The sequence below is a fragment of the Candidatus Cloacimonadota bacterium genome, assembly GCA_034661015.1.
Classification (GTDB): domain Bacteria; phylum Cloacimonadota; class Cloacimonadia; order JGIOTU-2; family JGIOTU-2; genus JAYEKN01.
In genome coordinates this window covers 30294-52838 of record JAYEKN010000090.1, presented here as the reverse complement: position 1 = coordinate 52838, position 22545 = coordinate 30294, and the positions used below count along the sequence as shown (strand labels likewise).

Annotated in this window: 27 protein-coding genes and 1 pseudogene; 9 read left to right on the top strand and 19 right to left on the bottom strand. The window is 34.4% G+C overall.

Annotated elements, in window-relative coordinates:
• Positions 1–156: 156 nt before the first annotated feature.
• The 9 genes from cmk (at position 157) to U9P79_03370 (ending at position 9293) form a co-directional block, all read left to right on the top strand.
• Positions 157–837 carry a (d)CMP kinase gene (gene cmk, locus U9P79_03410; GenBank protein MEA2103672.1) on the top strand — a complete coding sequence of 227 codons (681 nt, stop codon included), beginning with the start codon at positions 157–159 and terminating at the stop codon, positions 835–837.
• A 70-nt stretch (positions 838–907) separates the two neighbouring features.
• On the top strand, positions 908–1432 hold the full coding sequence (locus U9P79_03405; protein ID MEA2103671.1) for a lysophospholipid acyltransferase family protein: 525 nt from the start codon (positions 908–910) through the stop codon (positions 1430–1432).
• Positions 1432–2292, top strand: a complete 861-nt coding sequence (gene ispH / locus U9P79_03400) for a 4-hydroxy-3-methylbut-2-enyl diphosphate reductase (GenBank protein ID MEA2103670.1) — start codon at positions 1432–1434, stop codon at positions 2290–2292. The genes U9P79_03405 and ispH overlap by 1 nt, the downstream gene beginning before the upstream one ends.
• A 38-nt stretch (positions 2293–2330) precedes the next feature.
• Positions 2331–4301 carry a 30S ribosomal protein S1 gene (locus U9P79_03395; GenBank protein MEA2103669.1) on the top strand — a complete coding sequence of 657 codons (1971 nt, stop codon included), beginning with the start codon at positions 2331–2333 and terminating at the stop codon, positions 4299–4301.
• A gap of 185 nt (positions 4302–4486) precedes the next feature.
• Entirely contained in the window at positions 4487–5656 is a 1170-nt protein-coding gene (gene pgsB, locus U9P79_03390; protein MEA2103668.1) for a poly-gamma-glutamate synthase PgsB, read from the top strand.
• A 125-nt stretch (positions 5657–5781) separates the two neighbouring features.
• Positions 5782–6228, top strand: coding sequence for a poly-gamma-glutamate biosynthesis protein PgsC (gene pgsC / locus U9P79_03385; protein MEA2103667.1), 447 nt, complete (start codon positions 5782–5784; stop codon positions 6226–6228).
• Between the two features lie 16 nt (positions 6229–6244).
• Positions 6245–7363: a poly-gamma-glutamate system protein gene (gene pgsW / locus U9P79_03380; protein MEA2103666.1), complete on the top strand. Its 1119-nt coding sequence runs from the start codon at positions 6245–6247 to the stop codon at positions 7361–7363.
• Positions 7360–8256, top strand: coding sequence for a hypothetical protein (locus tag U9P79_03375; GenBank protein ID MEA2103665.1), 897 nt, complete (start codon positions 7360–7362; stop codon positions 8254–8256). Before pgsW ends, U9P79_03375 begins: the two co-directional genes overlap by 4 nt.
• Before the next feature lie 2 nt (positions 8257–8258).
• Positions 8259–9293 (top strand): hypothetical protein, encoded by a 1035-nt coding sequence (locus U9P79_03370; GenBank protein MEA2103664.1) that lies wholly within the window; start codon positions 8259–8261, stop codon positions 9291–9293.
• Between the two features lie 205 nt (positions 9294–9498).
• On the opposite strand, the gene ssb is transcribed toward U9P79_03370, so the two are convergent.
• The 19 genes and pseudogenes from ssb to rplO form a co-directional block, all read right to left on the bottom strand.
• Entirely contained in the window at positions 9499–9846 is a 348-nt protein-coding gene (gene ssb / locus U9P79_03365) for a single-stranded DNA-binding protein (GenBank protein MEA2103663.1), read from the bottom strand.
• 61 nt (positions 9847–9907) lie between these two features.
• Positions 9908–11005, bottom strand: a complete 1098-nt coding sequence (locus U9P79_03360; protein MEA2103662.1) for a DegT/DnrJ/EryC1/StrS family aminotransferase — start codon at positions 11003–11005, stop codon at positions 9908–9910.
• The gene (locus U9P79_03355; protein ID MEA2103661.1) at positions 10980–11210 is read right to left on the bottom strand and encodes a hypothetical protein; all 231 of its coding nucleotides are present in this window, start codon (positions 11208–11210) and stop codon (positions 10980–10982) included. The genes U9P79_03360 and U9P79_03355 overlap by 26 nt, the downstream gene beginning before the upstream one ends.
• Positions 11207–11959, bottom strand: a complete 753-nt coding sequence (locus U9P79_03350; protein MEA2103660.1) for a DapH/DapD/GlmU-related protein — start codon at positions 11957–11959, stop codon at positions 11207–11209. The genes U9P79_03355 and U9P79_03350 overlap by 4 nt, the downstream gene beginning before the upstream one ends.
• Positions 11960–12031: 72 nt before the next feature.
• Complete coding sequence (metK, locus tag U9P79_03345; GenBank protein ID MEA2103659.1) at positions 12032–13186, bottom strand: methionine adenosyltransferase; 1155 nt, start codon at positions 13184–13186, stop codon at positions 12032–12034.
• A 31-nt stretch (positions 13187–13217) separates the two neighbouring features.
• Positions 13218–14621 carry an adenosylhomocysteinase gene (ahcY, locus tag U9P79_03340; protein MEA2103658.1) on the bottom strand — a complete coding sequence of 468 codons (1404 nt, stop codon included), beginning with the start codon at positions 14619–14621 and terminating at the stop codon, positions 13218–13220.
• A 113-nt stretch (positions 14622–14734) separates the two neighbouring features.
• Positions 14735–15202 (bottom strand): annotated as a pseudogene (locus U9P79_03335) (vitamin B12 dependent-methionine synthase activation domain-containing protein).
• Between the two features lie 303 nt (positions 15203–15505).
• On the bottom strand, positions 15506–15817 hold the full coding sequence (locus U9P79_03330; protein ID MEA2103657.1) for a hypothetical protein: 312 nt from the start codon (positions 15815–15817) through the stop codon (positions 15506–15508).
• A 250-nt stretch (positions 15818–16067) separates the two neighbouring features.
• The gene (gene rplQ / locus U9P79_03325) at positions 16068–16439 is read right to left on the bottom strand and encodes a 50S ribosomal protein L17 (protein MEA2103656.1); all 372 of its coding nucleotides are present in this window, start codon (positions 16437–16439) and stop codon (positions 16068–16070) included.
• The gene (locus tag U9P79_03320; protein ID MEA2103655.1) at positions 16426–17448 is read right to left on the bottom strand and encodes a DNA-directed RNA polymerase subunit alpha; all 1023 of its coding nucleotides are present in this window, start codon (positions 17446–17448) and stop codon (positions 16426–16428) included. The genes rplQ and U9P79_03320 overlap by 14 nt, the downstream gene beginning before the upstream one ends.
• Positions 17449–17462: 14 nt before the next feature.
• On the bottom strand, positions 17463–18092 hold the full coding sequence (gene rpsD / locus U9P79_03315; protein MEA2103654.1) for a 30S ribosomal protein S4: 630 nt from the start codon (positions 18090–18092) through the stop codon (positions 17463–17465).
• Between the two features lie 10 nt (positions 18093–18102).
• A complete protein-coding gene (gene rpsK / locus U9P79_03310; GenBank protein ID MEA2103653.1) occupies positions 18103–18495 on the bottom strand; it encodes a 30S ribosomal protein S11 in 393 nt (130 codons plus the stop codon).
• Positions 18496–18534: 39 nt separating this feature from the next.
• On the bottom strand, positions 18535–18897 hold the full coding sequence (rpsM, locus tag U9P79_03305) for a 30S ribosomal protein S13 (GenBank protein ID MEA2103652.1): 363 nt from the start codon (positions 18895–18897) through the stop codon (positions 18535–18537).
• Positions 18898–18945: 48 nt separating this feature from the next.
• Positions 18946–19059 (bottom strand): 50S ribosomal protein L36, encoded by a 114-nt coding sequence (gene rpmJ / locus U9P79_03300; GenBank protein MEA2103651.1) that lies wholly within the window; start codon positions 19057–19059, stop codon positions 18946–18948.
• Positions 19060–19074: 15 nt separating this feature from the next.
• Positions 19075–19293 (bottom strand): translation initiation factor IF-1, encoded by a 219-nt coding sequence (infA, locus tag U9P79_03295; protein MEA2103650.1) that lies wholly within the window; start codon positions 19291–19293, stop codon positions 19075–19077.
• A complete protein-coding gene (map, locus tag U9P79_03290; GenBank protein MEA2103649.1) occupies positions 19293–20090 on the bottom strand; it encodes a type I methionyl aminopeptidase in 798 nt (265 codons plus the stop codon). Before map ends, infA begins: the two co-directional genes overlap by 1 nt.
• A complete protein-coding gene (locus U9P79_03285; protein MEA2103648.1) occupies positions 20091–20759 on the bottom strand; it encodes an adenylate kinase in 669 nt (222 codons plus the stop codon).
• Positions 20756–22066: a preprotein translocase subunit SecY gene (secY, locus tag U9P79_03280; GenBank protein MEA2103647.1), complete on the bottom strand. Its 1311-nt coding sequence runs from the start codon at positions 22064–22066 to the stop codon at positions 20756–20758. Before secY ends, U9P79_03285 begins: the two co-directional genes overlap by 4 nt.
• Positions 22066–22518 (bottom strand): 50S ribosomal protein L15, encoded by a 453-nt coding sequence (rplO, locus tag U9P79_03275; protein ID MEA2103646.1) that lies wholly within the window; start codon positions 22516–22518, stop codon positions 22066–22068. Before rplO ends, secY begins: the two co-directional genes overlap by 1 nt.
• Positions 22519–22545: the final 27 nt, after the last annotated feature.

The window sequence follows — 22545 nt, the reverse complement described above, 5'->3', positions numbered from 1 at the left end:
AATACAGTAATACGTTTCTCCGAAACGTTGGGCGCGAAACACTTCAGAAAAACCGTTTACGATTCACATCTTGATAAGATCATCAATCATTCGCCCGGTTTTACTTTCTTAAAACATTGACTGAAAAAATCCACATTTAAGTTTTTTGCAAATTCTATGAAAAAAATTAAAAAGAAATTCGTCATTGCTATTGACGGACCTGCCAGTTCAGGAAAAAGCACAACTGCCAAACAATTGGCAGATAAGCTCGGCTGCGTTTATATTGACAGTGGAGCTATGTATCGTGCTGTGGGCTTGTATCTAATTGAAAATGGAATTGATATTAAAGATGAAAAAAAAATCAGCGTATGCTTAAAAGACATTTCCATTGAGATCATCAATTATAATAATGAGGACGGGAATATAATTTTACTGAATGGGAAAGATGTTACACAAGATATACGAAAACCGAAGGTATCCAAATATTCATCTCTCGTTGCTCGTATGGGTGCGGTTAGAACCAAATTGGTTGAACTCCAGCGTCAGATATCTCAACGAAAATCCATTGTTATGGACGGAAGAGATATCGGCACAGTTGTCTTTCCCAATGCGGATTATAAATTCTACATTATCGCAGATGTGAAGGAACGTGCCCGAAGAAGGTGGGATGAATTACAAAAAAAGGGTGAAACCAAATCTCTTGAAGATGTGATCAAAGAACTTGAATGGCGGGATGAATCGGATAGCACCAGAAAAATTTCACCTCTCCGAAAACCTGATGATGCAATTTTGATTGATACAACATTCCTCACAATTGCAGAACAAGTAAACAAAATTTATCAGATGATAAATTTTTAAAAATTATATTCTTATGGGATTACCTTTTAAAATTGCTCAAAAAACTTTTCTTTTCACAATGAAGGCATTCTTGAATCTAAAAGTGGTTGGGATAAATATAATTGAAGAAAAAAGTGGGATTATAGTTTGTGCCAATCATCAGAATTTACTTGATCCACCTTTTCTGGGTTCTATTTTACCTTTTGAATCATACTTCATTGCAAAAAGTGAACTTTTTAAAAATAAACTTTTCGGAATAATCATCTCCTTTTTTAATGCTATACCTGTAAAAAGGGATAGTTATTCAGGAAGCACAATAAAAAAAAGTGAAGAGCTGATTAGAAACAAAAAGAATCTGATAATATTTCCGGAAGGCAGCAGAAAATCTTTTAAAGCTAAAGCTGGTATTGCCAGAATCGCAATATCTACCGGAGCAACTATTTATCCCGTAAAAATTTTGAATGCCAATAATTTCAAAGAGTGCTTTTTTCATAAAAAAAATTTAACCTTTATTTTTAAAAAACCTTTCAAACCGGGCTGGCATAAAAAATATACGGATGAGAAACCGAATTATCGCAAATTATCTCAGATCATTCTCGATAGGATAAACGAATAATGACTAAATGTAGTATAGAAATTTCAGAACACTCCGGATTTTGCTTTGGAGTAGAGCGAGCAATTCAAATGGCTCTGCAAGCCTTGAAAGAATACGAAAATGTGGTAACTCTTGGTCCAATTATCCACAATCCGCAAATGGTTCAATACCTACAGAAAAAAGGGTTGGGATGCGTGAATTCCATTGAAGAAATTACAGATCAGGTTGTCATTATCAGATCACATGGAATCACAAATGAAAATTATAAAAAGCTGCAAGAAAAAAATGTAATCATTATTGATGCGACTTGTCCAATCGTTAAAAAGGCACAAAATTTTGCGAAAAAATTGACAGCGAAAGACTACCAACTGGTTATTTTGGGCGAAAAGGCTCATCCCGAAGTTGAAGCTCTTTTGAGCTATGTCGATGACAAATCTATTGTTGTTGATAATCCTAATGAGAAGCTGGAACTGGATGATATGAAAATTGCCTTGATCGCCCAAACCACTCAAAGCGAAGAAACGTTTGAATTGCTGGGCTTTAAGTTGTTAAAAATGTGTCGCGAATTGCACGTTGTAAAAACAATATGCAATGCAACAAAATTGCGGCAAGAAGAGACAAGAATGATTGCAAAAAAAGTTGATATTATGTTTATTGTTGGCGGAAAAAATAGCGCAAACACAACCCGTCTTGCAGAAATTGCCAGACAGGAAAGATGTGAATCTTTTCACATTGAAACTGCCGATGAAATTCATAATAAAATGTTTCGCTCCAATCAGAAGGTAGGAATCTGCGCCGGAGCATCAACTCCTGCTTGGATTATTAATAATGTAAAAAATAAAATAAATAAATATCTATGTGAGGATAATTTAAATGTGTAAATTAAAAATTATGTATCCTCAAATAATTCGGAGGAAAAATGGCTGTTAATGTCAATGAAAAGGAAAAATTGAACGTAAACCAAGTAAGTGAAAAGGAGGACAATAATAAGTCCAAAATTACTATTGATGAAAAACAGGATGAATCCTTGATTGAGAGCAAAAATCTCACACAAGATTCACCGGCAAAAGAAGAACCCTCTAAAAGTAAACCCGAGGATATTGCCGAGAGCTCAGAAGAATCTGATTTGGAAGCAGAACAACCCGAGTCGGATTCTGACGAAAAACCTGCTGAAGATTCTGAAAAGAAATCTGAAAGCAACAATTCTGCCCTTCAAAAAGAAATTGCAATGTATGAAAAAACAATGGAGAGCGTGAAAGTTGGTAACATAATTGATGGTAAAATCATCAAAGTAGATTCAAACGAAGTTTACGTGGATATCGGGTTTAAAGCCGAAGGTATTATCCCTCTTCATGCTTTTAGTGAAGAAGTAAAAGTTGGTGATATAATTTCCGTTTATATTGTATCCCAAGAAAACAAAGCAGGGCGACCCAGATTGTCTAAGAAAAAAGCCGATATTAAAAACACTTGGGATGAACTGGAACAATTAGAAAAAGACAACGTTTCTTTAACTGTCAAAGTTATTAAAAGGGTTAAAGGAGGTTTAATCACGGTTTATAAAGGTGTTCAGGGATTTTTGCCAGCTTCACAAGTTGCCTTAAAAATTCTTCCCAACCTTGATCATCTTATTAATAAGGAACTTGTTGTTAAAATTATTAGCCTTGAACGTTTAAAAAATAATCTTGTTTATTCCCGTAAAATCGTTTTGCAAAAGGACATTAAAAAGCAAAAGGATCAGTTGGTTGAGAAATTAGAAAAAAATTCCGAAGTTGATGGTGTGGTTAAAAACATTATGGACTATGGTGTTTTTGTCGATTTAGGTGGAATGGACGGACTTGTTCACATTTCAGACATGTCATGGGGACATATTGACCATCCTTCTGAAATGCTTTCAATAGGAGATAAGGTTAAGGTGCGAGTGTTGAATTTTGATAAAGATAAGGAAAAAATATCTCTCGGACTCAAACAATTAGTCCCTCATCCTTGGAAAAATATCGAAATAAAATATCCTGAAGGTTCCAAAATAAAAGGAAAAGTTACAAATCTTGCCAATTTTGGTGCTTTCGTTGAACTCGAAAAAGGTGTTGAAGGCTTGATTCATATATCGGAAATGTCATGGACAAAAAAAATTAGCCACCCCAAACAATTATTACAGCTTGGTAATGAAGTCGAAGCCATTATTTTAGATATTGATAAGGATGAGCATCGAATTTCTCTTGGGCTAAAACAGATTGAACCTAATCCCTGGCTAACCATTGAGATTATGCATCCTGTAGGTAGCAAAGTTACCGGAAAAATAAAAAATATTACAGAATTCGGTGCCTTTATGGAAGTTGAAGATGATATTGACGGACTTATCCACGTATCCGATCTTTCTTGGACGAGAAGAATTATGCATCCGAGAGAAACTCTAAAAGTAGGACAAGAAATTACCGCTGTTGTTCTATCTATCGATAATGTGATGCAACGTATTGCACTTGGATTGAAACAATTGGAAGATGATCCGTGGGAAATGATCGAAGATAAAATGCCATTAAACTCAGAACATATTGTGGCAGTTGACAAGATAATTAATAAAGGTGCAATTGTAATTACAAAAGATAATATTGAAGGATTTATTCCGGCATCTCATCTTGGAATTCCCGGATTGCAAGAACCAAAACTTGCCTTTAATAAGGGTGATGAATTACCTGTAAAAGTGATTGAAGTTGATCAAGGAAATCGAAGATTAATTCTTAGTGTGAAGACTTATTACTTTGGTAGAGAAGAACAGGAAATTAATGAATATGTTAGAGAACATTTGAAAAAAATTAAATCTGCTCGATCAGATCGAATTAAAAAACGCAATAAGAAAACACGGGAACAAAAACCTGAAGATACAAAAGCATAATTATAAATAAACATATTGGGAAGGATCGAACGATTCTTCCCTTTTTTTTTGCAACCAAAAGTGAGTTTAAATTCCAAGCAAACCATAGTCCTGTTTTTAAATTCATTGACAACACTTTCTATGTAAAATTTTTTTACTCAAAATAATTTGATTAAAATATTTCTTCTTAAAGGACTTAAAAAAATATGCTCGTTTTATTCATTTTTTTCACTACTCTGATTCTCTATTCTCTTTTTGAGTATCATAGACATCAACGGTATAGGAAGCAGATACCCAAAATCATTCACGTAAACGGAACAAGGGGAAAATCAAGTGTAACTCGTTTAATTGCCTCAGGTTTACGTGCTGGTGGTCTCAAAATAGTTGCAAAAACGACAGGCTCCGCTCCTCGAATTATTTTGGAAAATGGTAATGAAATACCAATTGCCAGATTTTTTGGTGCAAATATTAAAGAGCAATTAAAAATAGTTGAATTTGCCTCCAAGAGAAATATTGATGTACTTGTGCTTGAGTGTATGGCGGTAACTCCTGAATATCAGTGGATTACAGAACAAAAAATGTTACATTCCGAAGTGGGTGTGATAACTAATATTCGGCTGGATCACCTTGACTTGATGGGACCAGGTATGAAAAACGTTACTTATTCCATTTGTAATACGATTCCCACAAATTCAACAGCGTTTACCAGTGAAAAAAAATTATTTCCTGTGATGGAAAAAATTGCAAAAAAGCGAAATACAACAATTCACTATTGTAATCCCAATGAAATTGCAAACGAAGACATAGAAGATTTTCCATTTATTGAGCATAAAGAAAACGTAAGTCTGTCACTTGACGTATGTGAAAATTGTGGGATAGATAGGAAAATTGCCTTATCTGCAATGAAAAAGACGAATCCTGACATTGGAGCTACGAGAATATATAATATGAATATTAATGGCAAAATAATTTATTTTGTCCATTCATTTGCTGCCAATGACCCGGAATCAACAAAATACATTGTTGATTATATCAAAAATTTGCATCCGAATATTGACCATTTTGGATTAGTTCTGAATACTCGAGCTGATAGGATGTATCGCTCCAAACAGCTGATACAAATGCTTACAGATGTTGCTTTTGACAGGTTATTTCTAATAGGAGAAGAATCCTCATCCATCAAGTCATTTGCTTTGAGACATAAAATTGATGGAAATAAAATTGAAGAAATGGGCTGGACAAGAGGAGACGAGCTTATGAGTAAAGTAAATCAACTTGAAGATAAAACCGTTTTACTGATTGGAATAGGCAATATTGGTGGAAACGGTGGGATGATCGTTGATTATTTTAAGGAGCAGCACCGGAAAACTTTATAAATCACAATCACTACATCATAAGATTAAAAGTGGGCAAAGGAAAAAATAGCAATGAATTTTTTTCACGTTTTTTTTGTGATTAAACTTTTTTAGTATGAAGCAAATAAATTTTAGGAGTATAAAATATGTTTGAAGCCTCAATTGGATTTGGAGTTATAATTAGTTTGTTCTTTTTAGAAACGTTCGGCGCTGCTGCCGGCGGAATCGTTGTTAGTGGATATGTAGCAATGTATTTGCATCAACCGTGGACAGTTTTGGGAACATTGATGATTAGCTTCTTAGCGTATGGAATCGTCAAATTAATTGGCATATGGGTTTTTATGTATGGACGACGAAGGATGGTGATTTCTGTTCTTGCCGGTTTTATTCTTGGCTGGCTTGTTCGTTGGTATGGTTTGTTCGGATATTTACCCGGAGATTATTCTGCTCAGGTAATTGGATACATCATTCCCGGTCTTATTGCAAATTCTATGGATCGTCAAGGTATCGTGCCGACTTTAACAATAATGGGTATGGCAGCTGTAATTGTTAGGTTTATTATGGTTTTGGTTTTTTCAGGAAAGATCATTTAACAAATTGAGGTAAAATATGTTTATTCCAAGTGCAAAATCTAAATTTAGTTTGATATCATTATTGATCATTTCGTTAATGCTATTTGCATGGTCTAATAACAGCCGGGTAAAACAAAAGCAAAAATACTATAAAGAAAAATTGGCAGCAGCTGTATTAATGGAAAAGGCTGAAAAAATTTTGAAAGATTATCGAATTGAACAGGGAATCTTTATTGATGAAGTCAACGACCCGAATAAAACAGGTTTAATCGGTGAAAAATATACACAAATTACTACAGAAGAGGGCAAGTTAGAGTCTAAACTTACATCCCTGAATCCGAATTTTGCTGCTGTGATCGTTGAATTTTTCAAGAAAACAGGATTGCAACAGGGAGATGCTGTTGCAGTTAGTTACACCGGCTCATTTCCGGCTTTGAATATTGCTGTTTTGAGTGCTGCAAAAATTCTTGAACTGGACTTGGTAATTATTAGTTCACCAGGAGCTTCCATGTTCGGAGCTACTGACCCCCAATTTACCTGGCTTGATATGGAAAATTTGTTGTATCGAGAAGGAATATTTCCATACAGATCGGTTGCCTCTTCCATCGGTGGTGGAGAAGATAATGGACGAGGTTTGAGTAAACAAGGTAGAGAACTGCTTGAAAACTCTATTCATCGAAATAATATTCCCCTTATCAAGGAAGACAGCCTAATGGCAAGTGTCGAGAAGAAAATGGAGTTCTTCAATACCGAAAAAACAAAAAAGATAAAATTGTATGTGAATGTGGGGGGAGGATTATCCAGTCTGGGGAGCTCATTGAACGGAGAATTGATTGAGACAGGATATCACAAAAATATTCCGGTTAAAAATTATCATGCTAAGGGAACGATGATTCTTTTCGCCCAAAAAGGTATCCCAATAATCCATCTTGAAAATATTGCCATATTAGCGAAAGAAAATGAATTGCTTGTTGCACCGGTCCCTTTACCAAAACCTGGTGTGGGAAATGTTTTCATCGAAGACAGATATAATATTACAGTGGCAGCCATATCGTTAATGATTATGTTTATCTTGATTCTAACGGTAATATTGTTTGATCATAAACGGCAAAAATTTAGCGAAAAAGATATAATTAAAACGGAGGAAAATTTATGAACAAACTATTTTTAATGCCACTGATTTTTCTGATTTGTTTATCAACCTTTCATCCTTTAGATGCAGAAATTACACATAAATACGCAGATCTACAAGATTATGCAATTTTTAATGAAAATACGGGTAAAATATTTAAGTATAAGCTAATTTTCCCAAATAATTCCACGCAACTTCAGATAGATAATTGTGATAGTGCAAAAATTTACACAAGGCTAATCACTGATACCGATAAAAATATCGCATATACGTATAAACTGATTCTAAACAATTCCATCGAAAAAATAATTCACAAATCTGCTAATATTTCCCAAATATCAAAAGGATTATCCGGTGATAATGTAACTTCCTACAACAAATATTTGTGTTTTTTTAGTGATAGTAGCAATTCGCTACAATTTTTTAATGATTCTGATTATAAAATTTTGTTGAAGATTAAATATGAATCACTTAAAGCACTAACAGATCAATATAAATATATTTCTTTTCCAATCCGCCAGCTGGCGGATGAAGACGAGAAAATTCTTGCAATCAATGAACAAAAATACACTTATTATTCAGCAAATTCCAAATCTGTAAAATTCACTTTGATCGGTCCATTTAAATTGAAGATTGTGAGCCGGATTATCATTGATAGTGATGATATTTCCGACAAATTTCGTTACAGATTTGATGTTTATGATAATGAAAAATTGGTTGAAAAATTCATAGAACTTGCTTTCCGTTCTTCAGAAGCAATTTTAACAGATACTAAGGCACAAATACCTTCCACAGGAGATATAAATATCCTTACTTTTGAAAATGGATTACATAATATTGAAATAAAAAACCCTAATGTAAACAGAGAGGTTATTTTTAGCGTTTATCTCAATAAAGTTGTAAATTCAAAAGAGTAAAAATGAAAAAGATTTTAAGTCTCATTTGTTTCTTAATTATTCTCTTCGGTAATCTCTCTGCCGATAATTCTTCCTTAAATTTCAGGTTTACAACATCTTATGAAAGCAATATTCTGCATCTTTCCGAGAATGATATAGATCAATTTTTAGCAGATACATATTCAGCATATTCAGGACAGTATAAACTGAAGTCTGTGGATGATTTAATTTACTCATTCAGAGTAAATCTAAACTACAAAAATTATCTCGTAGGTGGACACACCCAGATCGACAAAATCACATTCGGATATGATAAATATCAAAAAAACGGATTTAATGATTTCAAATTTATTAGTTTACAGATTGACCAATACTTAAATAAATATTTTAAATGTTTTGCGAAATATTACTATTATCCAAACATATATATCAATCAATATAAGAGTGAATTAGAATCCTCTGACGAGTATCGTGAATTGGCATATTCAAAAGATAAATATGTTTCGGGAGGTAAATTAAGTATCCCTAATTTGTTCAGATTTGAATATTCATTTGAATTTGCCCAAAGCTATCATAACCAATATTTTACTTATTACAATGCCGATATTTTTAATAATTCGTTTTCGGTGGAATTTTTTCCTTTGAAAAATTTTAAGATCAAGGCAAAATATTCATACAAATTTTCACTTACAGATATTTTTGTTCAAGCAGGACAGGAAGTAATGGATGCTTCGTACAATTCGGATATTTACTTTCTTTCACTCAATTTTCCTTTGAACATGTTGGGTTTGCGAACTCGATTTATTTATTCCTGGGAATTTGAGGACAAATATTATCAATCTAATCTACCAATCGAAATTGACGAATTCCATAAAAACAGAAATGATCAAATTATTGATCATAACATTATTCTGAAATATTCGGTTTTTGAAAATATCACTCTCAGGGGACTTTACGAATTTAAACAACGAAAAACTTATTCACCCAAAGAAATCGTGAAGCGAGAAAAAAATTATACTGCTTATAGCTGGGGTTTGGGGATTAGTTTGAATTTCTAACCTTTTTAAATTTTAGTTCTTGAGGGATAAAATTTTGGGTTAAACGAATAGAATAGTTTTTATTTGCTTACGATTTTCTCAATAATAAAGATCGGTTAAGAAAATGAAAAATAATTTGATATTGAAAAAAGAAGCCAAGACTATTAATCTCGGCTTCTTTGCATTGTCCCAAACAGATTTCTCAGATTAAGGACATTAAATTGAATTATGAATTCTGTAAGATATGTACCTTATCAACTTTGACAAGTAATTTCGAGTGTGAGTTACCGTCTTTGTCTTTCCAATTGCTATTTTTCAAAGAACCCTCAATGATTACAGGATCGCCTTTTTTACATTTCTCTTCAACTTTTTCCGCTTGTCTGCCCCAAATTTCAGTCTCAACATACGTAGTTTCTTCCTGCCAATTTTTATCTTTGTCGAGATAAGAACGATTATTTGCGATTGTGATATTCGTAACAGCAGTTTTCTTCGAGCCAACATGACGGACTTCCGGGTCTCTGACAATATTACCAGCCAAACTAATTCTATTCAAGCTCGGTGCTTTCTTATTCATTGGATTACCCCCTTTCTTATTATTTGGATAATATGCATTGCATAAAAGTTCCTACTTTCGCTTATTCAAAAACGGATTTGATATTATCAACAATATAATTCTTCTGCTTTTCGTTAAGTTCACTATAAATCGGAATGGAAAGAACCTGTTTTGCAGCTTTTTCTGCTTCCGGGAAATCACCCTTTTTATAACCCAAAAATTCAAAGCATTCCTGTAAATGCAATGGTATCGGATAATAAATGGCATTCCCGATATTTGCTTCCGTTAATTTTAGTTCCAACTCATCACGTTTTTTGCTCCGCAAAGTATATTGGTTATAAATCATACGATTGTAATCTTCTACATAAGGGACGGTTAGCAAGTTCTTCAAATTTTCATTATAGAATTCTGCATTTTCTTGTCGCTTTCTATGCCAATTTTCTAATAAAGGAAATTTCTGGAGCAAAAATGCAGCTTGTAATGCATCCAATCGAAAATTGCCACCGATTATATGGTGATGATATTTCGGTTTGCTTCCATGATTACGAAGTATCCCTATTTTTTCTGCGAGAGTTTTATCATTCGTAGTAACAATTCCACCATCACCGAGACAGCCGAGATTTTTGCTTGGGAAAAAAGAAAAGCATCCGACATTACCGATAGAACCGGCTCTTTTACTTTTGTATTCGGAACCGATTGCCTGAGCAGCGTCTTCGATCACAGCAAGGTTATATTTTTTGGCTATTTCATTAATTTTATCCATTTCTGCAATCTGCCCGAAAAGATGAACAGCCAAAATTGCTTTTGTTTTATCGGTAATTTTTTCTTCAATTAAATTTGAATTAATGTTATAGGTTTTCTGATCAATATCCACAAAAACCGGTTTCGCACCAACTCTATGTATTGAACCGGCAGTTGCAAAAAAAGTAAACGGGGTTGTGATGACTTCATCATCTTCACCAATATTTAATGCTGTCAAAGAGATAATTAACGCATCAGTTCCGGAAGAAACTCCAATCGCATATTTGCATTGACAATATTCGGCAATCTTACTCTCCAACTCTTCAATTTTTGGTCCACCGATAAACCGTTTCGTTTCAAAAACATCTTCAAATGCGGCAAAAATATCCTTTTTGATTGGTTCATATTGAGCATTAAGATCCAGCATTGGAACTTTCATATAGACTCCTTTTTATCATTTCAATTTGTGTTTTTTTATTATTATTCTTCTCAGCCAGCTGGCGGATGGGAACGAGAATACTGTTGAGGGCTTGGGAACGAGAATCGCTTAATTTAAGAAAAATTTTAATGGTTAAATCCCCTTTTTTAAGTGGACTTATTAATTCGTGAAAATCAATGACCTTAGTGGACAGATTCTTTTTCACTTTTTATCCATATTATTTTTCAGCAACTGCTTTTCACTCACGTCTTTATAAACTTTTGCAGGAAAACCAATAACAATTTTTCCCTTAGGAACATCCTTTGTTACAATAGCTCCGGCAGCAACCATTCCATCTTCGTTAATAATTTTTCCCGGTAAAATCGTAGCATTTACTCCAATCCTACCGCCCTTTTTAATTGTTATGCCCTTAAAATGCTCATACCTTTCCTTGTTGCGAGCCATATAATTATCATTGCTGGTTGCTACGCAGGGAGCAACAAAACAATAGTCTTCAATCTCCGAGTAGGCTGTAATGTAAACATTGGTTTCAAACTTACACCGATTGCCTATTTTTACATAATTTTCTATTGCCACATTCCTGCCGATTATGTTCAAATCACCGATCTTCACATTCTCTCGAATTGTAGCCATATCTGCGATTAGATTTTTTTTCCCTATCGAACAACCAACATAAATGATTACATTCCCACCAATTAGACAATCGTCATCAATTTCGGTGGGGGTATATTTCTTTATTTTGAAGATACTTCTCGGAGAATATAGCGGGTTCTTTCCGATAATTGTATTATCATCAATTCTTACATTATTTCCGATTTTACTTCCAGCATGAATCACAACATTATGCCCGATCATACACCCGATTCCAATTTCTACATTTTCTTCAATGATAACATTTTTCCCGAATTCTGTATCTTTTCCAACAACTATATTTTCTGCAATATGTTTTGTCATGTTTACCTTACACGGAAAATAGAAAATAGGAGATCTGTTACGGCTCTCCTTTTTCCCCTTTCCGTTTTTCTTTTATAAATATTTTTTCAAAACATCTAATTTATCTGTTTTTTCCCAAGTAAAAGTTTCTTCATTTCTACCAAAATGACCATATGAAGCAGTTATTTCATATATTGGTCGTTTTAATTTCAAATGAGAAATTATTGCTTCCGGAGTTAAGGGAAAATGTTCACGCACAATTTCTATGATTTTTTCTTTCTTAATCTTTTCTGTTCCGAAAGTATTTACCCAAATGCTTAAAGGTTCAGCCACACCAATTGCGTAGGATAATTCAATTTCGAACCTGTCGGCAATTCCGGCAGCAACAATATTTTTGGCAATATACCTTGCGGCGTAGGCAGCACTTCTATCCACTTTGGAAGGATCTTTTCCGGAAAAGGCTCCCCCACCGTGTCTTCCCATCCCACCGTAAGTATCAACAATTATTTTTCTACCTGTGAGACCTGCATCTGCTTGCGGTCCACCAATGATAAATTCACCTGTAGGATTTACATGAACAATCGTTTCATCGTCCATCATTTCTTTGCAAATTGGTTTAATTACATGTCGCACTATTTCATCTTTGATTTTCTTCACACCTTTGAGATGCTGGGTGGAAACAACGACCGTATGAATTCGTTTGGGTTTTCCATTTTCATATTCCACAGTTGCTTGAGATTTTCCATCTGGTCCTAAAAATGGTAGTATTCCGTTTTTCCTAACTTCTGCAAGTCGTTTAGTCAAATGGTGTGCCACCATAATCGGCATTGGCATCAATTCTGTTGTTTCTCGACAGGCATATCCAAACATCATACCCTGGTCACCCGCACCTTGCTCTTTGTGAAGTCCTTCACCCCTTGAAACACCAATACTAATATTCGGTGATTGGGGAACAAGACTTGATAAAACCCCACAATTTCCATAATCAATTCCATAATCCGTATTTGTATAACCAATTTTCTTTAAGGTTCTTCTTACAATGTCGTCCACAGAGACGAAACCTTCTGTAGTGATCTCACCGAAAACCCAAATAGTTCCGTTTTTTGCGGCTGATTCAACCGCCACACGAGATTCTGAATCCTGCCTTAAGCAATCATCTAATACTGCATCACTTATCTGATCACATACTTTATCGGGATGACCTTCAGTTACAGATTCTGAAGTAAATAATTGTTTTTGTATATTCATTATATTTCTCCGTTCAGTTTTTTTCTTGTTTTTAATATCGGTAATGATCCGGTTTATAAGGTCCCTGTACGGGATAGCCAATATATTCAGATTGTTCTGGGGTCATCTTTGTCAATTTCACTCCAATTTTTTCTAAATGCAATCGGGCAACTTCTTCATCAAGATATTTTGAAAGACGATAAACATCTATTTCATAATCATTTTCCCATAGATCGATTTGGGCGAGAACTTGATTTGTGAAAGAATTACTCATCACAAATGATGGGTGTCCGGTAGCACAACCGAGATTTACTAACCGTCCATCAGCGAGAAGAAATATTGAATGACCATCCGGAAAAGTATATTTATCCACTTGCGGTTTGATGTTTTCTGCCTTTATACCGGAATATTTTTTCAATTGTGCAACCTGTATTTCATTGTCAAAATGACCAATATTGCATACAATTGCCTGATCATTCATCTTTGATATGTGTTCAGCCGTAATTACATGCAGATTTCCGGTAGTTGTAACATAGATATTTCCTTCAGGAAGAGCGTCTTCGATGGTAGAAACCTCAAAACCTTCCATAGCAGCTTGCAACGCACAAATCGGATCTATTTCCGTAACGATAACACGAGCTCCATAACTTTTCATGGAATGGGCGCATCCCTTGCCAACATCTCCGTAACCAAGCACAACTACAACCTTTCCGGCAATCATTACATCAGTGGCTCGCTTTATTCCATCTGCCAAAGATTCTCGGCAACCATAGAGATTGTCAAATTTCGATTTTGTTACCGAATCGTTAACATTCATGGCAGGGGCTAAAAGGTTATTGTCTCTTTTCCTTTGATAGAGGCGATGAACACCTGTAGTGGTTTCTTCAGAAATCCCTTTCAAAATCTTAGCGGCTTCATGCCATTTGGTTGGATTCTTCTCATAAATTTCCCTCAATTTATCCAGCAAAGCTCTCTCATCATCGCCTTCCACTTCTTTGTTTAATATTTCCGGATTTTCCTCTGCATAATACCCACGATGAAGCATGAGAGTTGCATCACCTCCGTCATCAACGATTAAATTTGGACCTGTTCCGTCTGGGAAGGTCAATGCATTATTCGTGCACCACCAGTATTCGTCCTGAGTTTCACCTTTCCATGCAAAAACAGGTATGCCCATTTCTGCAATTGCAGCAGCAGCGTGATCTTGAGTTGAATAGATATTGCAGCTTGCCCAACGAACGTCAGCTCCCAATTCAACTAAGGTTTTTATCAGAACCGCCGTTTGAATTGTCATATGCAAAGAACCGGTAATTTTGACTCCTTGAAGTGGTTTGCTTTTTGAAAACTTCTTTCGGATTGCCATTAATCCGGGCATCTCTTTTTCGGCAATATCAATTTCTTTCCTGCCAAACTCTGCTAAGGAAATGTCTTTTACCTTATAATCATTCATTTTCATTTGTACTCCAATTTTATATTATATTTTGTTTGTTGCTTTCCATCCGCCAGCGGGCGGATTGAGTTACGTAATTATCCAACAGAACGAAATTCCAACATTTAAAGTCAAGTAAATTACAAATCAAAATATCTCGATTGAGAGTGTTGGAAAATTAAAGCACAGGTTGAAAATTCTGGAACTAATTGATCTGCGAAATTCATGCTCACATTTATTCGATTTGCACCGAGCAGTTTTAACACATGTCTTTGTACGGAAAGATTTGGGCAGCACTTATACCCAAAGCTATAACGTGCACCTTGATAATTCTTGGGGGAATCCAATTCTTTTTTACCATTTACCAATTTTTCAATTTTGAGTTCCCTCCTGATTTGTAAATGAATCAATCCGGCATACGCTTCAGTAAGAGCAGAACAATAACCGTTCCAAAGAAAATAATCCTGATATTTTCCATCCATCTGTAATTTATTCGCAAAACCCACAACTTCTGCACCTAAGGTAACCAACTGAAACGCACAAGTGTCTCTAACTCCCTCAATTTGTTTGCGGAAAAAGTCAGTAACAGCTTGGTAAGGAATTTTTTTATCCCTTTCCCTCTTTTTGGTGGAGTGATTTCAAGGGAAAAAAATGGTTTAGATGATTCTTTTATATACTCGGTTATTTGCATAATGCCCCTTATTTTAGATAATCAGTAACCAACATATGCAATCACAAAATTAATTTATAATAAAAAAACTAAAAAAATAAGTTCCCCTAATCCAATCCATCAAATCATTGCCCAATACTGTTTGTATGGTTTTTTTTATTCTAATCAACAAAAAATTCTACTCATATTGAGTGACCTTCTCGGCAAAAAAGATTAATTCAATTAGATAATTAAATATACACTATTTGTAAGTAGTACAAGAATTCTTTTTTTCTGCTGTAATTTTTTTTCGAATTCTGTGTCCGCGTCGAAGATCTACATTATTTCCGCCATCAGGGTCACCACTAAGAGGATTAATACTATTAGTAAATTCACTTTCAAAATTATTTTGGTAATTAGACGGAGTTTGTAAATTTATTGTAAATGAATGAAAAAGATTGGTAATGAATGAAGACTGTTGGGCATAAACAGTGGGATTATTTATGTCTTCACAAAAGCCTAAACTGGTTAATAGCAGTGCAAGAGAAAGAATAAAAACTATTTTATTTAGCATCTTTATCTCCTTTTTAAATTTTGCTATAAATTAAATTAAGCAATTTAATTGTCAAGCATTAACGAGATTATTTATTAATTTACCATATAAAGTTGCAAAAAAAAAGACCTAAAATAAAAAGCACTGGCAGAGGGGAGGCCACCAGTGCTGAGGAGGTCTTTTATGCGGTGTTTCAACCGCTTTAGGGGGGAAAATATTGTAACTACAATTTAATCTAAGTAAAAATTATGTCAACATATTTCTACATTTTTTAGTTTTTTTCTGCTTCTTCCACATATTCAAGAATTGAAATAGGGGCAGCATCACCACGACGATGTCCAATCTTTATAACTCGAGTATATCCACCGTTCCTGTTTTTATATTTGGGGGCAATATCATCAAATAATTTTTTTACAAGATCACGGTTGGTTAATATTTTAAAAGCTTGTCTGCGAGAATGGATTGAATCATTTTTCCCGACAGTAATCAATCTGTCAGATATCTTTTGTACTTCTTTAGCTCTTCTATGAGTTGTCTCAATTCTATTGTGTATAATAAGTTGCGCAGCCATATTATAAAGCATAGATTTTCTGTGTGCTTTGCGTTTTCCAAAAGTGGTTGTTCCATTTTTACGGTGTTTCATTATTTTCCTCAATCTCTTCAATTCTTTTTAATTTCTCATCAATTTCCTTTACATCCATTCCAAGTTTCAAACCATATCGCTTTAGAACCTTTTTCACTTCTGCTAATGATTTCTTTCCGAAATTTCGCAAACGTAATGTGTTTGTTTCTGAGAGTGCTACAAGTTCTTTGACATTGTCAATTTTTGCAGCGGCAAGACAGTTTCTGCATCTCACACTCAATTCGAGTTCTGCTACATCCATTTTCATCAATTTTTGTAGATTTCGCAACTCGGGATCGACTTTTTCCCGCTTTATATATTTAGGTTCTTCCTTAAACTGCATAATCGAATCAAACGAATCCTTTAGAAGCTTTGCAGCCAAATTCAGAGACTCCTCTGGTGAAATGCTTCCGTCGGTAGTAATCTCTAAAATGATTTTATCATAATTTATTTTCTTGTCAACACGTTCTTTGCCGACGTGATAATTAACTTTTCGTATGGGTGAATATATTGAATCAATTGCAATAACACCAACAGGTTTTTCTTCATCAATGATATGCTCGTTTTCTCTTTTATACCCAATTCCATTTCCAACCCATAGAGTAATATTCAATGCAACTTTTTCAGTTAATTCTAGAAGATAGTGATCTTTATTAACTATAGTTACATTTTGCGGAGCTGAAATATCTTTTGCCGTAACTTTTTTGGGACCTTTAATGTTTAACTCTAACACTTGTTCCTTATTTGAATCAATTACGAGAATGAGATTTTTTAAATTTAGAATTAGTTCGATATAGTCTTCTCTAGCTCCTGGAATGGCGATATATTGATGGTGTAATCCGTCTATATGGACAAATTTAACTGCACCACCTTGTATTGATGATAAGAGTGTTCTTCTAAGAGAATTTCCAATTGTAGTACCAAAGCCAGGTTCAAAGGGACCTATTTCGAATTTTCCATAAGTATCCGAAAAAGTTTTTTTATCCTTTTTTCTGTATTGTGGTAACTGAATAGGTTCAATATTTGCCATAAAATCTCCTGAGATTATTTTGAATAGAATTCAACAATAAGTCTGGTATCGATATCCTGTGGAAGCTGTTCCTTATCTGGAAAACTTTTCACAGAGCCTATAAAATTTTCATGATTGACTTCCAACCAGTTGAATTGTTCCAATTTGTTATAGGAGTCCATACCTTCCCGTATAATAGGTATTTGTCTGCTTCGATTTCGAATTTGAATTTCCTGACCTGGTTTAACCCAGAAAGAGGGGATATCAACTTTCTTTCCGTCAACTAAAATATGACCATGATTAACAAGTTGTCTCGCAGAATTTCTGGATGGAGCAAAACCCATTCTGTAAACAACATTATCAAGACGTATTTCCAAAAGTTTCAGCAAGTTTTCGCCACTAACACCTTTCATTTTTTCTGCTTTTTCAAATGTATTTTTAAATTGTTTCTCAAAAAGCCCATACATTCTTTTTGTTTTTTGTTTTTCTCGCAAGTGAACTGCATAATCGCTTTGTCTGCTTCGGAATTTTTTGTTTTTTTCTCCGGGAGGAGAACTATTTCGTTGCAAACTACATTTATCAGAATAGCATCTTGAACCTTTTAAGAAAAGTTTAGTACCCTCTCTTCTACATAATTTACATTTTGCATCTGTATATCTACCCATTATAATTCCTTTATATTCTTCTTCGTTTTGGCGGCCTACAACCGTTATGTGGGATTGGGGTAATGTCTTTTATTGAAAGAATCTCCAAACCATTTGATTCAAGGGCTCGAATTGATGAATCTCTTCCGGCACCAGGACCTTTAATTTCCACATGCACCTTTCTTAATCCTTGATTTACTACTTCTCTTGCTACTTCTGTTGAAGAAAGTTGAGCAGCATAAGATGTACTTTTTCTACTACCCTTATTTCCAATTTTGCCACCACTTGACCAGGCAAGAACATTTCCACCCATATCAGTTATCGTTATAATGGTGTTATTAAAAGTTGCTTTGATATGAGCAACACCATCATTAAAAGTTAGCTTAACTTTTTTTTTCCGAACTTTTGCTTTTTTAATAGCCATCAAATTCTCCTATTGAGGTTTGCTATTCGCATTTTTGAATTATTTCTTTATTCTTCCAAGTCTGGGACCTTTTAGAGTTCGAGCATTAGCATGTGTTTTTTGTCCACGACACGGTAATCCAATTCTATGTCTCAAACCTCTATAGCAACCAATTTCTTTGAGTCGGTTCAAATTCATTTTATTTTCTTTTCGCAAATCACCTTCAATTGTATAGTTGTCTGTAATAATTTCTCTTAATTCTTTAACTTCCTGATTTGAAAGATCTTTTGCACGGATATTTTCGTCAATTCCTGCTATAACCAAAATTTTTTTTGATAAAGTTCTTCCTATACCAAAAATATAGGTCAATGCGATTTCAATTCTTTTATTATTTGGTAAATCTACACCAGCAATTCTAGCCAATTTCTTCCTCCTTATATATGAAAAGTTAATCCACTCAACGGTGAATATTTAACCTTGTCTCTGTTTATGTTTCGGATTTTTACAAATAACATATATTGTACCTTTACGTTTAACGATTTTACAATCTTTACAACGTTTCTTAACTGATGATAATACTTTCATTTATACCTCTTTTTTCTATTTATAACGATAAACAATTCTACCTTTTGTAAGGTCATAGGGTGATAATTCCATTTTCACTTTATCACCGACTAAAATGCGAATATAATTCATTCTCATTTTGCCTGAGATATGTGCTAAAATTACGTGCCCATTTTCTAATTTAACCTTAAATTTTGTTCCAGGCAAAGTTTCTTCAACAATTCCATCAACCTCAATAACGCTACTTTTTCCCACTATTTCTTCTCCAATTGATTATACTTAACTTTACCGTTACTGAACTTAGTTAATATTTCCGGTTTATTTTCGGTAATCAATATCGTGTTTTCAAAATGAGCAGCATTGGAATTGTCAGCTGTTAAATAGACCCATTCATGCTCAATAATTTTTGAAGTACCAATACTAAACATCGGCTCAATTGCAATAGTCATTCCTTTTTTTAGGCGTGGTCCTTTATTTTTTTTGCCAGAATTAAAAACTATTGGATCTTCGTGAAGTTCTCTACCTACACCGTGTCCCGTAAGATTCTCTGCAACAAACAGATTATTTTCTTTAGCAGTTTGTTCAATAATAGCTGAAATATCACCAATTCTATTTCCAACAACACATTTTTCAATTGCTCGCTCTAAAGCCAATTGAGTAACATCCATCAATTTTTTATTCTCTGCACTTATTTCTCCTACGGCAAAGGTTCTGGCACCATCACCACAAAAACCGTTTTTGCGTGTGCCAACATCAATGCTAATAATGTCACCATCTTTGAGGATTTTTTCTGAAGAAGAATAACCATGTACGATCTCATTATTCAGAGATGCACAAATATTATAGGGATATGGCTTAAGCCCATCAACTGAAAAACCATTGAATTCTGCTGTTGCTTTATTTTCAGAAATAATTTCACCAGCACGTGCATTGAGATCTTTTGTAGAAATTCCAGGTTTTATCATTTGCCCTAATTGAAAGAGAACCTCTCCAACAATCCGATTTGACTCGCGCATAAACTCAATTTCTCGTTCGTTTTTAATCGAAATCATTTAGGATAATTCCTTTATAATTAACTTTGAAACTTCAGTAGATTCTTGGTTTCCATCCACTATTCTCAAAATTGCTCTTTCGTCAAACAGATCAAGCATAGGTCGGGCAAAACTATGATAAACACTAAGCCTATTTTTTATCGTCTCAATTTTGTCATCATCGCGAATTTCAAGTTCGGTTCCACAATTATCGCAAATATATGTTCCATTCTCCAATTTGGGTGGTTTAACTGCCAAACTGAAAATTTTATTGCATTTTGGACAATAACGCCTACTTGATAATCGCTTAACTGCATCCGCATCAGAAATATTAACAAGAATAGAAGTAACTAAATCCGCATTTTTTACATATTCTAAATTCAGAAAATTCTTTGCTTGTGATAAATTTCGAGGAAAACCGTCAAAAATCGCTCCATTAGCGCAGTCATCTTCATTAACACGAGATTCTATAAGGTTAAATATAATATCGTCAGGAACTAATTCACCTTTGTGCATATAGTTTTGAGCTTCTTTGCCAATTTTAGTTCCTTGCTTGATTGAATCCCTAAGTATGTCTCCTGTTGAGAGATGTGGTACACCAAATTCTTTATGAAGCATTTCAGATTGAGTGCCTTTTCCAGCACCTGGAGGACCAAGCAGAACTACAATTAAGCGAGAAAATTTCTTCACCTTCTACCTCGAAGTTTTCCCTTCTTCATAAATCCATCGTAATGTCTCATAACTAATTGAGATTCAATTTGTTTCAAAGTATCAAGGGCAACGCCAACAATAATTATCAATCCTGTTCCGCCAAAATAGAAGGGCATTTTTGCATATTTTATCAAAAATGTGGGCATAACCGCAATAATGGCAAAGAATATTGCTCCTGGTAAAGTAATTCTGGTTATAACGCTATTGATATAATCAGCAGTTTTTTTGCCGGGTTTTCTTCCGGGAATGAAACCACCATATTTTTTCATGTTGTTGGCAATTTCAACCGGATTCAAAACAATAGCTGTGTAAAAATATGCGAAGAAAATAATCATCAGCATATACAAAACAGTATAGAGGAAAGCACCTGGTGATAGCCATGCAGAGATAGTGTTCATAAAATCACTTTGTGGAAAAAATGTTGTAATTGTTTTCGGGAACATAAGCACAGCTTGGGCAAAAATAATTGGAATAACTCCGGCAGAATTCACTTTTAATGGTATGTGAGTACTTTGCCCACCGTAAATTTTTCTACCAATAACCCGTTTTGCATATTGAACTGGAATTTTCCGATTTGCCTCTGTTACAAGAATCACCGCAGCCGTAACGAAAATCATCAAAACAATAACAAAGATTGCGAGTATCAAACTCATAGTTCCATTAATAATCATATTTCCCATATTAATGAATCCGCCAGGATACCTTGCAATAATTCCAACAAAAATTATCAAGGAGATACCGTTTCCGATACCCTTATCATTAATTTGCTCCCCCAACCACATTACAAAAATTGTACCTGTTACGAATGTTAATATTGTAACAAGCTTGAAAATCAAACCCGGATGGGAAACAATAAGTACACCTGAAGAAGTTGTAATACTTTCCAGAAAAAAAGTAATACCTAAAGCATTGAAAATTCCGATTACAACAGTGCCGTATCTTGTGTATTGAGTAATTTTTTTCTGCCCTTCGGCACCTTGCTTTTTCAATTTTTCAAAATAAGGAATAATTCCACCGAGTAATTGCATCACGATCGAAGCGGTAATATACGGCATTATACCAAGTGCGAAAATCGTTGCTTTACTAAGATTTCCGCCTACGAATAAATCAAGCATGCCAAAAAGCGTATTACCTCTTGAAGTAAAAAATTCACCAAGAGCTTGAGCGTTGATACCTGGAGCGGGGATATGTCCTCCCAAACGATAAACTATCAAAATGCCTAAAGTAAAAAGAACTTTTTTCTTAAGATCCGGTACTTTAAAAACATTTACCAATGACTTCATCACTATAGAACCTCTGCTTTCCCACCATTCTTTTCAATTATTGCTATTGCAGATTTGGTAAATTTATTTGCTTTAATAATTTTTCTCTCATTAAATTGGTTTTCTTTATTTCCAAGAATTTTAACCGGTAATTTTTTGGTTTTACAGGTCTTAATGAGCCCAAATTTTTCCATTATATCAATGTCTATGATTTCTTCTTCCACCTGAGCAAGTTTGTTTAAAGATACAATTCTAAACTCTTTTTTAAAAATATTTGTAAATCCTTTTCTTGGGATTCTTCGATGAATAGGCATTTGCCCACCTTCAAACCAGACAGGAATACTACCACCACTACGTGATTTTTGTCCATTCATTCCACGCCCGGAAGTTTTCCCAATTCCAGATCCGTCACCTTTTCCAAATCTTTTTTTTGTTTTTTTTGAATTCTTAGGAACTCTTAATTCATTCAACTTCATTTTCAAAACCAAACCTTTCTTCTGCAC